Raw genomic sequence first — 13105 nt, forward strand, 5'->3', positions numbered from 1 at the left:
GGAATAGCTGTGTGGATGCCTTTCCCGGAAAATGCGAGAAACCGGCGGGTGCTGGTTCTCGCGCTGATCCTGGTCGGATCAGTGGCGGTTGTGGCAACCCTAAAACTTCCCGGGGTTTTCATCGCGGCACTACTTATCGCGGCGGCACTGCTTATGCTCCACACACGGCCGGATGCCTCGGAGCAGGCGGCGCTGCGCAGCTCTATTCGGCTCTCTGCCGAAGATATTGAGGACGTCTTGGCGGAGTACGAAGACTTCCGGTCCTCCGAGGCGGCCGAGAAGATCGCGGACCGCACGCTCTACCGGCCGGCGCTTTTAGATCTGGATTGCTCCGACCCCACCATCGAAGCCTTCCACTATGAAATTTCGGGCGCCCGACGGTTCCTGCGCCGGTTGAACCTGCGCGTCAACGCGGAAGAGGTCAGCACCAACGAGCTGGAATCCTTGCTGAAGGTGACCGATGGACGGGCTCGCGAGCTCAAGGAAACATGGCTATCGGCCCGCCGCGCCGCTTTTGCGCTCGGGCCGAAGTATGAAAAGAACGAAGTAAAAAATCGCGCCCTGCGCCGCCAAGCCCTCGAAGAGCAAGCATTCGAGAAAGAGGAAGGCGAAGGGCGCAGCGCCTAAGCGCTCACCGCTCACTGCGTGCGCCGCGCGCTACGCGGCCTAAAGCGAGGTCTCGCCGGTGGCGACGATCGCGGACGGGCCGGTCAAGCGCGAGCCACCTTCATAGATGCCCACGGTCACTTCCCCGCCGGGAACGTGTACGTGCACGGTGCCGTGAGGGGTGGTGGTGTGGTCAACGGCGGCGTCGGCAAGCGCGGCGGTCGCGGCCGCCACGGTGCCGGTGCCGCAAGAGCGGGTCTCTCCTACCCCGCGCTCAAAGACGCGCATGTGCACGTGGCCATCGCGCAGAGGGGTCACGACCTCAACATTCACGCCGGCGGGGAAGAAAGAATCATCAATGACGGGCTGCTCGAAAGTCTTGGCCGCAAGTTCCTCGGCGTCCAGCCCCGGCACCACGGCCGCGAGGTGGGGGTTGCCCATGTCAACGCCCAGACCGGCGTAGCTTTCCCCTGCCATGGACGCGGTGGATACACCCGTTACTTCGGCCGGTCCCATCTCCACGGTGACCTCCGCCGCGTGCTCATCATACGAGTGCACCGTCACGCGCTTGGCGCCGGCGCGGGTGCCGATGGTGAACTCGTCTTCTTCCACGAGGCCGCGCGAGCGCAGCCAGTGGGCGAAAACGCGGGTGCCGTTGCCGCACATTTCGGCCACGGAACCGTCGGCGTTGCGATAATCCATGAACCAGTCAGTGGGCGCGATGCCCTCGGCCAAGGCCTCGATTTCTCCGGCCGCGAGCAACGCCTCGGCGCGCACGACGCGCAGCAACCCGTCGCCGCCAATACCGGCGCGGCGATCGCACAGCGCCGCTACGCGCTCGGGGGCAAGCGGCGTGGCGGCCGCGTGGTCTTCGACGATGACAAAGTCGTTCTCAGTTCCATGACCCTTGGCAAATTTCATGCTCCCTACCCTAGCGCGCGCAGCGCCTGGGCGGTCGTATCGCCCGCGGCATCCAACCACGCGATGCGCTTGTCGCGATTGAACCACGAGCGTTGGCGGCGCACATAGCGCCGTGTCCCGGTAATCGTGCGCTCAACGGCCTCATCCCAGGTGAGTTCGCCGCGCTGGGCTTGGAATACCTGCGCATAGCCGATGGCGCGCCCGGCCGTGGAATCGGCGACCAAGCCCTGGGATTGGAGGCGCTCGACTTCCTCGATGAGTCCGCGCTCAAACATCTGGCGGGTACGCAGCTCGATGCGCGGATTAAGCCAATCTGCGGTGGTGCGCAGGCCGAGCAAACGGGTACCCCAGCGCGGCGAGGCGTCTTTCGGCGGTTGGCTGGCTTTATAGGGCTTGCCGGTCAACTCGATGACTTCCAGGGCGCGCACGGTGCGCCGTGGATCCTTATCTTCAATGATTTTGGCCGCGGCCGGGTCCACCTGCGCCAGCTCCTCGTGCAGGGCATCGGTCCCGATTTCTACGCGCCGGGCTTCATACTTGGCGCGGACGGCGGGGTCGGTGGGTGGGAACTGCCAGTCGTCGACAAGCGCTTGGGCATAAAGCATCGAGCCGCCAACCAGGATTGGCGTCTTGCCGCGGGCCATGATGCTTTCCACGTCCGCGATGGCATCGCGCTGGTAGCGCGCCACAGAAGCGGTTTCGGTCACGTCCCACACATCGAGCTGGTGGTGCGGGATTCCCTCGCGCTCGGCCGGGGTGAGCTTGGCGGTGCCAATGTCCATGCCGCGGTAGAGCTGCATGGAATCGACGTTGACCACCTCGCCGTCTAGCTCCTGCGCCAGCGCCAACCCCAGCGCAGATTTGCCGGAGGCGGTAGGTCCAAACACTGCAATCGGGCGCATTAGACCTCCCACCCTGCAACGTAGCGGCCAACCCCCAGGGTGGCGTCGGTGGCCAGCAACTGCGCCTTCTTTGGTTGTAGTCCTGCTAACTCCTCCCACAGTGCGGGCTCTACCACACCGCGCTGGGAAAGCCACTCGCCTGCCTTGCTTGCCGACGCCCCCATGAGCACCTCCTCGCACCACTCGTGCGCTTCCTGGGCACCGGGAACGAGCGCTAAGGGGGCGCGTTCGGTCAGGCCCGCGCTGCCATCTGCCACGACGATGGTGAGCGCCGCCGGATCCGGCTGGCCAATGTGCTCCCGGCTAGCGCGGGCGTTAAGCTGCGGCACGCTGTGCAGCACGTAACGGGCCATAATCTCGGGCAGATAATTGCCGCCGCCTAGGTTCGTGGCCGCACCCCACGCCTTTAAGCTGCCGGTGTGGGCGGTGTACCAGCGCTTGTCCTGGCTGCCGACGATATCTACCTGCGTTATGCCGGCGGCCGCAGCTTCCACCGCAAGGGTGCGGGCAGCGGCAAGCAGTGCGCGAGAGGCGGCGTCATTGGAGGAAAGCTCCACGGCCAGCGCGGGTGAGGCTGGCATTACCATGAGATTGAACATTATTCCTCCATACTATCTACCCAAGTGGAGGTAATTAAATAGAATCTGGGCACGCGCGGAATATTCGCGGTAATGTATCCAGTGATTTTATTCGGCAGCCGTGACGCGCGGCGATCTATGCATAGGAGGGCTTGTCATGTCTCCCATCCCTACCCCAGGTTCCATGCCCAAGAAGGGCCCTCGTCCCACCGCAAAGCCTGTTCCCGTCCAGACACCCAGCAAGAATGACCCGGCCAAGTGGGGCCGGGTCGACGCGGATGGTTCCGTCTTCGTTTCCGCTCCGGAGGGCGAACGCAAGATTGGCGAATGGCAGGCCGGCACCCCCGAGGAGGGCCTACAGCACTACGGCGCGCGCTACGACGATCTCTCCACCGAAATTGAACTGCTCGAGGCGCGCCTGCGCGCCAACCCCAGCGAGGCCGCTGGCATCAAAAAGACCGCAGCGCAACTGCGCGACACCCTGCCTACCGCTGCGGTCATCGGTGATATCGCAGCACTTGACCGCCGCCTTGTTGCCGTCATTGAGCACTCGGTAGAAGCCGGCGAGCAGGCGCAGGCCGATAAGGAGCGCCGCCGCGAGGAAGCTATCGCTGCCAAGGAAAAGCTGGCAGCTGAGGCAGAAGAAATTGCCGAAAACTCCACCGAATGGAAGGCCGCAGGCGACCGCATTCGCGCCATCCTGGAAGAGTGGAAGCAAATTAAGGGCATTGATCGCAAGACCGACGATGCCCTATGGAAGCGCTACTCCCGCGCCCGCGACTCCTTCAACCGCCGTCGCGGCTCCCATTTTGCCGAGCTGGACCGCGCCCGTGCGGTTGCCCGCAAGAAGAAGGAAGAACTCGTCGAGCGTGCCGAGGCCATCCAGGATTCCACCGAGTGGGGACCCACCGCCCGCGCCTACCGCGATTTGATGACCGAGTGGAAGGCCGCCGGCCGCGCCCCGCGCGACGTGGACGATAAGCTGTGGGCCCGCTTCCGCGCCGCCCAGGACAAGTTCTTCAATGCCCGCAATGCCGTCAATGACGAGCGCGACCGTGAGTTTGCAGAAAATGCCAAGGCCAAGGACGCCTTGATTGCGGAGTACGACGGCCAGATCGACCCGTCCAAGGGCATCGAAGGTGCGAAGGCTAAGCTGCGCGAGCTGCAGGAAAAGTGGGAAGAGATTGGCTTCGTTCCCCGCAAGCAGGTGCGCGAGTACGAGTCCAAGATTGAGGCGCTGGAGCAGCGCGTCACCGAAGCAGAAAAGTCCGAGTGGCGCCGCACTGACCCAGAGGCGCAAGCACGCGTGGCGCAGTTCCAAGCTAAGGTCGACGAGTTTAACTCCCAGGCCGAGGCAGCTGAGGCCAAGGGCGATGCGAAAAAGGCCGCTGATCTGCGCGCGCAGGCCGAGCAGTGGCAGGCTTTTGCCGACGCCGCCGCTAACGCCGTCAACGATAAGTAGTGCACCTCGTCCACATTGCGCGGCCACCGCGGCCCGTGCACTCGCCTAGCACTGACGCCCGGCCGAGCGAACCTGCGGACTGCATTCGCAGCTTCGTCTTTTGGGCCAACTTGGCGGCCCAAGAAGCAAGCGGCGATGCCGCGGCATCGACGTCGCCAGGCCGCGTGGTTCAGCGTCTGCAGGGCTCTAGCGAATCACAGACCCATCTCTTTGCCGTAGTGGACGGCGACTCCACCCTTGGTGAGGTTTCTGAACTTGGCCTGCCGCTTATCCCCTCGGTGGAGCCGAGCCCGGAGCTGGATTACCTCGGGTTCATCCACATTAGCCTGCCGCTTTTGGAGGAGCGCGAGGCCGCAGAGATTGAATGCGTGCTATGCGATTTGCCCCTTCCTGGCGACCAGCTCGATGAGGAGGGGCGAAAAGTAGCCGAGTGGATGGGGGCAAAGGCGCTGGAGCTGGCCCGGAAACTCGGCCGCACTGTAGCGCACGTAGGACTATTGCACCCGCCGGGCGCGGACCCAGACTACGACGCCATGGGCAGTATCTACCGCCAGTTGGGATTTACGCAACGGCATGCGGAACACCAGCTGGTGATGGATATCCCCGAAAGCCCGGTCGCAGCACTGCTCCCGGCGGGGATCACCGCCCGAGTCTGGCCGGATTACGACATCCCTGAGGGCTACCTCGACGAGGTCATGCGGCTGCTTAGCCTAGCGTCCACAGACGCGGAAACTGGTGATCTGACGGTGGAGCCCATCGTATGGACGCGTGCTCGATTGCGCGACGCGCACAGCCGCCTGCGCTCTCGTCACGGGCACACACTTCTTGTCGCACTCACCGCCGAGGACGGGAGCATTCTCGCACTGACCGAAATGGCCCGGCACGAGGACGCGAATCCTGAAGTATGCGAGTGGACTCTGACTGTGACCGATCGCCCGCACCGCCGCCGCGGACTTGCGCAGCTAGCCAAGCTCACAGCGCTGCATGAGGTGGCAGGCTATTGGCCGCGGGTACGGCGCTGCTATTGTTCCGTTGCCGCCAAGGACGCGGCCATGAATGCCATTTACCGCAGCCTGGGCGCCCGGAAACTCTCCCGTTCTTCTGCGTGGGAGTTGCGGCTGCGGGACTAGTGGCGGCAGGCCTACTACTCGCCGCGTTGGGCGCGGTGGCGTTCGGCGGCTTGCTTGCGGCGATTGTCCACCAGTGGCTCCCGCTGCGGTGCCGCGTCAATCCTGGATTGAAATTCGCCCACCTCATCGAGCTGTCCGGCGGTGGCGCGCACGCGGGCTTCGGCGGCCTTCTGCTCTGGGCTGCGGCGCAGCGCCACCGTGCTATAGGCCAGAAATGCTAGGAAGGTAGCCAGCATTCCTACCCACATTCCCAGCGACGCCCCGTCGGCGGTAGAGCCACGGAACCAGAAGCCCCATAGGTTGGCGAAGAAGGACACCGTCACCAGCATCCATGCAATCAGTCCAGGCGTGGCGCGTCGGGTGAACAGCGTCACCGGAGTAAGAATGCCCAGCCCAATGAGCGCGAGCCACGCGGAGACGGTTTCCATGATGGAAATCCTCACGCCACTAGATGTGGTGCCGAACGTCAATGCCTCCCAACCGTGGGCTGGACCGGCGTAGGGCAAAATCAGGTAGAGGATATACGCCACCACTGCAATGCACAGCGTAACCTTGTGACCGCCGAGGTCCATTGTTTGAGCTGCTCTCCGCTCAGCGTTAGCTGCATTGTGGGCTGCGGTGGTCGAATGTTCCTCAGTCATGGCTCCCTAGCCTACTCCCCTGCTAGCAACCGCAGGAATCGCCGGACTCGGCTGCCGCGGGCTTGCCAATCGACGGCAATCCCAAGCCGACACCAATAGGTGCCGTGGTAGGGGTTTCGCCGGCAGCAGACATATCGCCGGCCTTGGTGCGGGTGTGGGAGGTCACGGCGGCGTCGGCAAGCAAGAAGAAGGAGCCCGCACCAGTGACCTGGGTATGCACCACATCGCCCGGGCGAATCTCCGCCGAAATATCCGTGCCTTCCGAATCAACCGGGGTGAAATGCACTAGGCGGCCATCGCGGGCGCGGCCGGTCATGCGGTGGGTTTCATCGTTTTTGCGGCCGCCTTCGGCCTGCACCAAAAGCTCCACATCCGTGCCGATGAGCTTCTTGTTTTCCTCGGCCTGGATGCTATCTTGCAGGGCAACGAGACGCTCGAAACGATCCTGGACGACCTCCTTAGGAATCTGGTCCTCCATTTCCGCAGCCGGGGTTCCCGGACGCGGCGAATACTGGAAGGTAAAGGCCGAGGCAAAGCGAGCGCGGCGCACAAGCTCCATGGTGTCTTGGAAGTCTTCCTCGGTCTCGCCTGGGAAGCCCACGATGATATCGGTCGTGATTGCGGCGTGCGGAATTTTCTCCCGTACTTCGTCCAAAATCCGCAGGAACTTCTTAGTGCGGTAGGAACGGCGCATGTCCTTAAGGACCTTGTCGGAGCCGGACTGCAGCGGCATATGCAACTGCGGGCACACGGCAGGGGTCTCGGCCATGGCATCGATGACGTCGGAAGTAAACTCCGCCGGGTGCGGGGAGGTAAAACGCAGGCGCTCAAGGCCTTCGATCTTGCCTACCTCGCGCAAAAGCTTAGAAAAGGCGAAACGGTCGCGCGGCATATCGGGGTCGGCGAAATTGACGCCATAGGCATTGACGTTTTGTCCCAGCAAAGTTACCTCGGATACGCCCTGATCTACTAGGGCTTTGACCTCGGCCAAGATATCGCCGGGCCGGCGGTCCTCTTCCTTGCCGCGCAGGGAAGGAACAATGCAGAAGGTGCAGGTGTTATTGCAGCCTACAGAAACAGAAACCCAACCGGCATAGGCAGACTCACGCTTGGCCGGCAAGACGGACGGAAAAGCCTCGAGCGAATCAACGATTTCCACCTGTGCTTCATCGTTATGGCGGGCGCGCTCCAGCAGCGTCGGCAGGGCCGCCATATTGTGAGTGCCAAAGACAGCGTCAACCCACGGGGCATTATCTAGGACGGTGTCCTTGTCTTTCTGCGCCAAGCAACCACCCACGGCAATTTGCATGCCGGGATGATTTTCCTTTGTCTTCTTCAAGGCACCCAAGGTGCCGTAGAGCCGTTTATCGGCATTTTCGCGCACGGCGCAGGTATTAAAGACGATGAGATCTGGCTCCACGCCTTCGCCGGCGGCCGCGTAGCCGGCCTCCTCCAAGAGGCCAGAGATGCGCTCTGAATCGTGCACATTCATCTGGCAGCCGAAAGTTCGGACTTCATAAGTACGGTTATCTGCGATTGTCTGCTCCACGTCGGCATAGTTTAGCCATGAAGCTAGGCATCTCATAACTGCCGGACTTAGCCATTCCGGCGCTACCCTGCCTTGGCCGTATCAGTCCTCTGCGCGCAGTTCCGCGCACCGCGCGTCAAGGGCTGCGATTGCGATCTGTAGCGACATCCCTTCATTGAAGCCGCGGCGTGCCAGCACACCCACGATGCGGCGTAGGGCCTTGTCGCGCTCCTTGCGATCCTCCGGTACGGATTTAATGGAGCGAGCCTTCTTTTCCGCAAGGGCCTGTGCCATGGCTTCTTCATCGGCAGGGTCAATCTGCTCGAGCGCTTCAGCACGGTCGGCCTCGCTCACGCCCTTTTCCCGCAATTCCCTGTTGAGAACCGAGCTGGACTTGCCGCGCCGCTTATGTCGTTGGCGCACCCACTCGTGTGCAAAAGCGGTATCGTTCACCAGCCCCGCGTGGGCCAAATCATCCAGCACGTCCTCAACGACATCTGGCTCAAACTCGGCTTTGACTAGACGATCATGAAGCTCTTTCCGGGACCTAGAGCGCTGATCCAAAAGGCCCAGGGCACGAGAGCGGACTTTGGCCTTGGCCTCTTCTGCCTCTCGATCAAAAAGCCCGCCCCCTGCCGCTCCATTCTCATAGGCCTCGAGGGCCTGGCGGAGTTGGGCGAGCTTTTCGGGGGCGGGTTGATTCATGATGCAGATTCAAATGGTACGCGGACTGTATGGGGACGGGTTAGACGATTTTAGTCGTCATCAAAATCGACGTTTGGAACGAGATCAACGGACTCATCGGTCAATGGGTCATCGGCACCAGGAACGTCCATCGCAGCGCCCTCCTCGCCTTCGGCCGCAGCCTCGCCGATACCGAGCTTCTGGAAAATCTTCTGCTCGATTTCATTAGCCAGATCCGGGTTATCCTTCAGGAAATTACGCGCCTTCTCCTTACCCTGGCCCAGCTGGTCGCCTTCATAGGTAAACCAAGAGCCGGACTTGCGGATGAAGCCGTTTTCGACGCCAAGGTCAATGATGGAGGACTCGCGAGAGATGCCTTCGCCATACATGATGTCGAACTCAGCAATCTTAAATGGTGGAGAGACCTTGTTCTTTACCACCTTGAGCTTAGTGCGGTTACCGATGGCATCTTGGCCATCTTTCAAGGTCTGGATGCGGCGGATATCGCAGCGCACGGAAGAGTAGAACTTGAGCGCCTTACCACCGGTGGTGGTCTCTGGCGAGCCGAACATCACGCCAATCTTTTCGCGCAGCTGGTTAATGAAGATAGCGGTGGTACCGGAGTTGTACAGGGCACCGGTCATCTTGCGCAGCGCCTGCGACATCAGGCGGGCCTGGAGGCCGACGTGACTATCGCCCATCTCACCTTCAATTTCCGCCTTCGGGGTAAGGGCAGCTACGGAGTCAACGACGATGATGTCAATTGCGCCGGAGCGTACCAGCATATCGGCAATCTCCAAGGCCTGTTCGCCGGTATCTGGCTGGGAAACCAAGAGGTTATCGGTATCCACGCCAAGCAGGCGAGCATACTGCGGGTCGAGCGCGTGCTCGGCGTCAATAAACGCGGCAATGCCGCCGTCCTTTTGCGCGGATGCAATAGCGTGCAGCGCAACAGTGGTCTTACCGGAAGACTCCGGGCCATAAATCTCTACGATGCGCCCGCGCGGGAAACCGCCAATACCAAGAGCGACATCGATTGCGGTATTACCGGAAGAAATGGCCTTAATCGGTGGGCGGTTGTCATCGCCCAGGCGCATCACAGCGCCTTTGCCGTAATCCTTCTCAATCATGGCCATTGCGGCATCGAGGGCCTTTTGGCGGTCATCTCCCTTAGAGGCGGCAGAAGAAGACTTCTTTTTGGTTGCCATTAACTTTCATCCTTATCTTTAACGACGATGTACTAACGCATTATTAGACTGCCGTGGAACTCAAACGGTTCCCTCCGTCAACGCCATCCCACTGTAGACGACTGCATCGACACTTCCGCCATCTTACATACATCTGTTCGAATTTTGAAAGTAGACACGCCAGTCCGTCAAATTCGACGCCGCTATAAAGTAGGGTAATCGACCCCCAACCTGCGCTCCTTCGGTACATCAAAGTCATCGCACAGGCTCAGCCAGACGCGACGCGGATCGACGCCGCGTTCGATAAGCTCATCGGGCGTTGCCCCGAGGTCGGGCAAGACATGGGAGTGGCTAATCCACTTTCCCTTAGACTCGCCAAATTCATCCACAATGAGCTGGTGATACTCGGTCAATCGCATGCGCGCCATCCTACTCAGCACTAAAGCACGGACGCCAGCAGGCCGGAGAACGTCAATTGGGGGCCCGCCGCTATCTCTCTGGCTTAGCATTGTCAGCCTCAAATGAACACCGTTCAAAACCCTCAATTGTCTGCAGTTTTCATGCAGTGCTAACCTCTTGAGCATGAAAAAGAACTCTCTGGCAACCACCATTGCCTATGTTGCCGTGTTTACCGCTCTCGTCATCGTCCTTGCCTTCGTGTCCATTCCCATCGGTTCGGCCGGCGTGCCCATCGTGCTGCAAAACGCAGCACTGATCCTCGCCGGCCTTATTTTGGGCAGCAAGCGCGGCGGATACGTGGGGCTCCTCTTTTTGTTCCTGGGCCTTGCCCTCCCAGTTCTGGCAGGTGGCGGAACCACGCTGCGCGCGCTGGCAGGCCCAACCGCGGGCTACATCATCGGCTATGTTCTCTCGCCAGCGGTTGCAGGCGCAATTGCCTACCGCTCCCCTAAGAACAAGGGCGGCATGGCGGTCATGCTTGCCATCGCTGCCGTTGCCGGCCTTGCCGTCCAATACATCTGCGGCGCCTTTGGTCTCATGATCCGCTCCGGCTTGGAAATTGGTCCAGCCTTCGCCGCCCAATTGCCCTTCATCCCTGTCGATGCCGGAAAGCTTGTCGTCGCCGTCATCATCGCTCTCGGTGTTCACGCGGCCTTCCCCGATCTGATGGGACGAAAGGCCGCCTAGTGCCCACGATCGAATTTTCCTCAGTCTCGGTGGCTTTTGATGACACCGTGGTACTCGAGGACATCAACCTCACCCTCACCGAACAACGCATTGGCATTATCGGCCAGAACGGTGGCGGAAAATCCACCTTGACCAGGCTCATTAATGGGTTGGGCGAGCCTAGTGAAGGTACGGTGACGGTGGACCAGATGGACGTCGCCAAGCAAGGAAAAAAGGTGCGCGAAAAGGTGGGGTTTGTCTTTTCGGATGCCGAAAACCAAATTGTCATGCCCAATGTGCGCGATGACGTCGCCTTTTCGCTCCGCCGCTTTAAGCTGCCCAAACACGAGCGCCTCGCCCGCGTGGATGCTACCCTCAAGCGCTTCGGACTCGCCGAATTTGCTGAACGCTCACCGCATACGCTCTCCGGCGGACAAAAGCAGCTCCTCGCACTGGCAGCGGTCATGGTCATCGACCCGATTCTCATCATCGCTGATGAGCCCACTACCCTGCTAGATCTGCGCAACCGCGATCGAATCAAAAGAGAATTCGCGCGATTGGAACAGCAACTGATTGTGGTGACGCACGATCTAGACTTTCTAAGCGATTTTGATCGGGTCATTTGCATCGATGACCACCACATCGCCGCGGATGGCCGGCCGGCGGAGGTCATAGATTTTTACCAAGACCTCATGGCCCAGCGGCCGCTGTAGGGAGAATTGTCATGCAACGACGCACGAATCTCCCACTTTCCGTCTATGTTGATGGCACCAGCTTTGTTCATCGCATCAAGCCTAGTTGGAAGATCGCATTCCTCTTAGTCTTTATCCTGGTCACCAGCATCTTTTTCAAGTCCATTCCGTGGGCAGCAGGCGGCGTCATTTTTGTCGTCTTTCTCTATGCTTGCGCCCGGATTCCACTGGGCATTGCGTGGAGTCAGATCCGGCCGCCTCTCCTTTTCCTAGTCCCCTTGGCAGGCTTTCAATGGTGGGCAAAGGACTTCGACTATGCGGCGGTGATGTTCCTCAATGTCTTTGCCGCTATGATGGCCGCCTTCTTGCTCACGCTCACCTCCACGGTCGATGAGATTATGGAGTCGCTGGAAGAGTCGCTACAGCCCCTAAAGCGACTCGGAATACCGGTAGAAAACATCAGCTTGGCTATGTCACTGACTATTCGTCTCATCCCGTTGATGTTTGAAACCGTCTATGAAGTCCTAGATGCCCGCAAAGCGCGCGGTGCCGGGATGTCCCCGCTCGCATTTGGCACCCCGGTTATCATTCGCTCCATCCGGCGAGCACGCGCCACGGGTGAGGCTTTGCAGGCCCGCGGCGTCGGCGACTAGCAGCAATAGTTATCGCCTCCCACGCACCACCACATGATGGCCGAGGGAGGCGATAATTATTTAAAAGACTGTCGGGGGTTTACTCCCCACGCAGCTCACGCAGCCGGGCCTGCACAGCATCGTTGTTGGCACTGCCTGGCTGAGCAGCGTTGTCGGCAGCAGAGCCGGACGCTTTATTGCCCTCAATGGCCTGAGCCTTATTACCTTCCACGGACTTAGAAGAGTTCATTTCGCTGCGAATCTGCTCCAAGCGGGAATGACCGGCCATCTGTATGCCCGCCTGCTGAACCTCGGCCATGCGGTTTTCCACGGAGTTCTCAGCAAGCTCAGCCTGGCCTAGCGCCTTGGAGTAACGGCGCTCAATCTTATCGCGCACAGCATCCAGGGACGGTGTATTGCCATTGGCGCTCAACTCGTTCATGGAGTTCAAAGACTCGGAAACCTTTTCCTGCATCTTTGCCTGCTCGAGCTGGGAAAGCAGCTTGGAGCGCTCATTGACCTTTTCACGCAGCGCGGCGTTGTTGCGCTGAACCGCATTCTTGGCCTTTTCTGCCTGCTGCAGTGCCTGGTCGTGCAGCTTCTTGGTATCCTCCACGGACTCCTCAGCCGTAACCAGCTGGGCAGCGAAGGCCTCTGCCGCGTTCTCGTACTCCACGGCCTTATTTTCATCGCCCTTAGCACGGGCCTGATCAGCCAATTCCAGAGCCTGGCGAGCATTGCCCTGCAGCTTTTCTACTTCTGCCAAACGGCGGTTAAGCTGCATTTCCAGCTGACGCTGGTTACCAATCACGGCGGCCGCCTGCTGAGACAGCTCCTGGTGCTGGCGCTGAGCGTCCTCAATAGCCTGCTCGATCTGCACCTTCGGGTCGGCGTTTTCCTCGATCTTATTATCGAAGAGTGCCATCAGGTACTTCCAGCCCTTAACAAATGGGTTCGCCATGGTGTGCTTCAACCTTTCTAGGTTAAAAATGTGCGTAATGTTCTGCTGTTTATACT

Annotated in this window: 15 protein-coding genes; 6 read left to right on the forward strand and 9 right to left on the reverse strand. The window is 60.4% G+C overall.

Annotation, left to right across the window (positions count from 1 at the left end; all coding sequences use genetic code 11):
- The first annotated feature begins 15 nt into the window (after positions 1 to 15).
- Positions 16 to 627, forward strand: a complete 612-nt coding sequence (locus BKN05_RS00990; RefSeq protein ID WP_396334653.1) for a hypothetical protein — start codon at positions 16 to 18, stop codon at positions 625 to 627.
- Between the two features lie 39 nt (positions 628 to 666).
- Here BKN05_RS00990 and dapF read toward each other — a convergent pair whose 3' ends face one another.
- The 3 genes from dapF to BKN05_RS01005 are packed head-to-tail and all read right to left on the reverse strand — an operon-like array spanning position 667 to position 3028.
- The gene (gene dapF, locus BKN05_RS00995; protein ID WP_284820338.1) at positions 667 to 1527 is read right to left on the reverse strand and encodes a diaminopimelate epimerase; all 861 of its coding nucleotides are present in this window, start codon (positions 1525 to 1527) and stop codon (positions 667 to 669) included.
- 5 nt (positions 1528 to 1532) lie between these two features.
- The gene (gene miaA / locus BKN05_RS01000) at positions 1533 to 2429 is read right to left on the reverse strand and encodes a tRNA (adenosine(37)-N6)-dimethylallyltransferase MiaA (RefSeq protein WP_284820336.1); all 897 of its coding nucleotides are present in this window, start codon (positions 2427 to 2429) and stop codon (positions 1533 to 1535) included.
- Positions 2429 to 3028, reverse strand: a complete 600-nt coding sequence (locus BKN05_RS01005; protein WP_239228331.1) for a hypothetical protein — start codon at positions 3026 to 3028, stop codon at positions 2429 to 2431. The genes miaA and BKN05_RS01005 overlap by 1 nt, the downstream gene beginning before the upstream one ends.
- A 136-nt stretch (positions 3029 to 3164) precedes the next feature.
- On the opposite strand from BKN05_RS01005, the gene BKN05_RS01010 reads away from it, so the two are divergent.
- Positions 3165 to 4469, forward strand: a complete 1305-nt coding sequence (locus BKN05_RS01010; protein WP_286687704.1) for a DUF349 domain-containing protein — start codon at positions 3165 to 3167, stop codon at positions 4467 to 4469.
- A 35-nt stretch (positions 4470 to 4504) separates the two neighbouring features.
- Positions 4505 to 5599, forward strand: coding sequence for a GNAT family N-acetyltransferase (locus BKN05_RS01015; RefSeq protein ID WP_286687705.1), 1095 nt, complete (start codon positions 4505 to 4507; stop codon positions 5597 to 5599).
- A gap of 14 nt (positions 5600 to 5613) precedes the next feature.
- Here the strand turns inward: BKN05_RS01015 and BKN05_RS01020 are convergent, their stop codons facing one another.
- From BKN05_RS01020 to BKN05_RS01040, 5 genes are all read right to left on the reverse strand, one after another.
- Complete coding sequence (locus BKN05_RS01020; protein WP_286687706.1) at positions 5614 to 6240, reverse strand: Rv2732c family membrane protein; 627 nt, start codon at positions 6238 to 6240, stop codon at positions 5614 to 5616.
- Positions 6241 to 6262: 22 nt separating this feature from the next.
- Complete coding sequence (gene miaB, locus BKN05_RS01025) at positions 6263 to 7825, reverse strand: tRNA (N6-isopentenyl adenosine(37)-C2)-methylthiotransferase MiaB (protein ID WP_286687707.1); 1563 nt, start codon at positions 7823 to 7825, stop codon at positions 6263 to 6265.
- 45 nt (positions 7826 to 7870) lie between these two features.
- The gene (recX, locus tag BKN05_RS01030) at positions 7871 to 8473 is read right to left on the reverse strand and encodes a recombination regulator RecX (protein WP_286687708.1); all 603 of its coding nucleotides are present in this window, start codon (positions 8471 to 8473) and stop codon (positions 7871 to 7873) included.
- A gap of 50 nt (positions 8474 to 8523) precedes the next feature.
- Positions 8524 to 9660: a recombinase RecA gene (gene recA / locus BKN05_RS01035; RefSeq protein WP_005328639.1), complete on the reverse strand. Its 1137-nt coding sequence runs from the start codon at positions 9658 to 9660 to the stop codon at positions 8524 to 8526.
- A 182-nt stretch (positions 9661 to 9842) separates the two neighbouring features.
- Positions 9843 to 10058 carry a DUF3046 domain-containing protein gene (locus BKN05_RS01040; protein ID WP_005325117.1) on the reverse strand — a complete coding sequence of 72 codons (216 nt, stop codon included), beginning with the start codon at positions 10056 to 10058 and terminating at the stop codon, positions 9843 to 9845.
- 163 nt (positions 10059 to 10221) lie between these two features.
- Here BKN05_RS01040 and BKN05_RS01045 point away from each other — a divergent pair, with 163 nt between their 5' ends.
- Genes BKN05_RS01045 through BKN05_RS01055 form a run of 3 tightly spaced genes read left to right on the forward strand, consistent with a single transcriptional unit; the run spans position 10222 to position 12109 of the window.
- Positions 10222 to 10785, forward strand: coding sequence for a biotin transporter BioY (locus BKN05_RS01045; RefSeq protein WP_284820324.1), 564 nt, complete (start codon positions 10222 to 10224; stop codon positions 10783 to 10785).
- Entirely contained in the window at positions 10785 to 11477 is a 693-nt protein-coding gene (locus BKN05_RS01050; RefSeq protein ID WP_284820322.1) for an energy-coupling factor ABC transporter ATP-binding protein, read from the forward strand. Before BKN05_RS01045 ends, BKN05_RS01050 begins: the two co-directional genes overlap by 1 nt.
- An 11-nt stretch (positions 11478 to 11488) precedes the next feature.
- The gene (locus BKN05_RS01055) at positions 11489 to 12109 is read left to right on the forward strand and encodes an energy-coupling factor transporter transmembrane component T family protein (protein ID WP_284820320.1); all 621 of its coding nucleotides are present in this window, start codon (positions 11489 to 11491) and stop codon (positions 12107 to 12109) included.
- A gap of 79 nt (positions 12110 to 12188) precedes the next feature.
- On the opposite strand, the gene BKN05_RS01060 is transcribed toward BKN05_RS01055, so the two are convergent.
- Positions 12189 to 13049 (reverse strand): PspA/IM30 family protein, encoded by an 861-nt coding sequence (locus BKN05_RS01060; RefSeq protein WP_250408363.1) that lies wholly within the window; start codon positions 13047 to 13049, stop codon positions 12189 to 12191.
- Between the last annotated feature and the right edge of the window lie 56 nt (positions 13050 to 13105).

Origin of the sequence: Corynebacterium sp. S5S1, from assembly GCF_001913985.1 — a bacterium.
In the GTDB taxonomy this organism is placed as follows: Bacteria; Actinomycetota; Actinomycetes; order Mycobacteriales; family Mycobacteriaceae; genus Corynebacterium; species Corynebacterium marquesiae.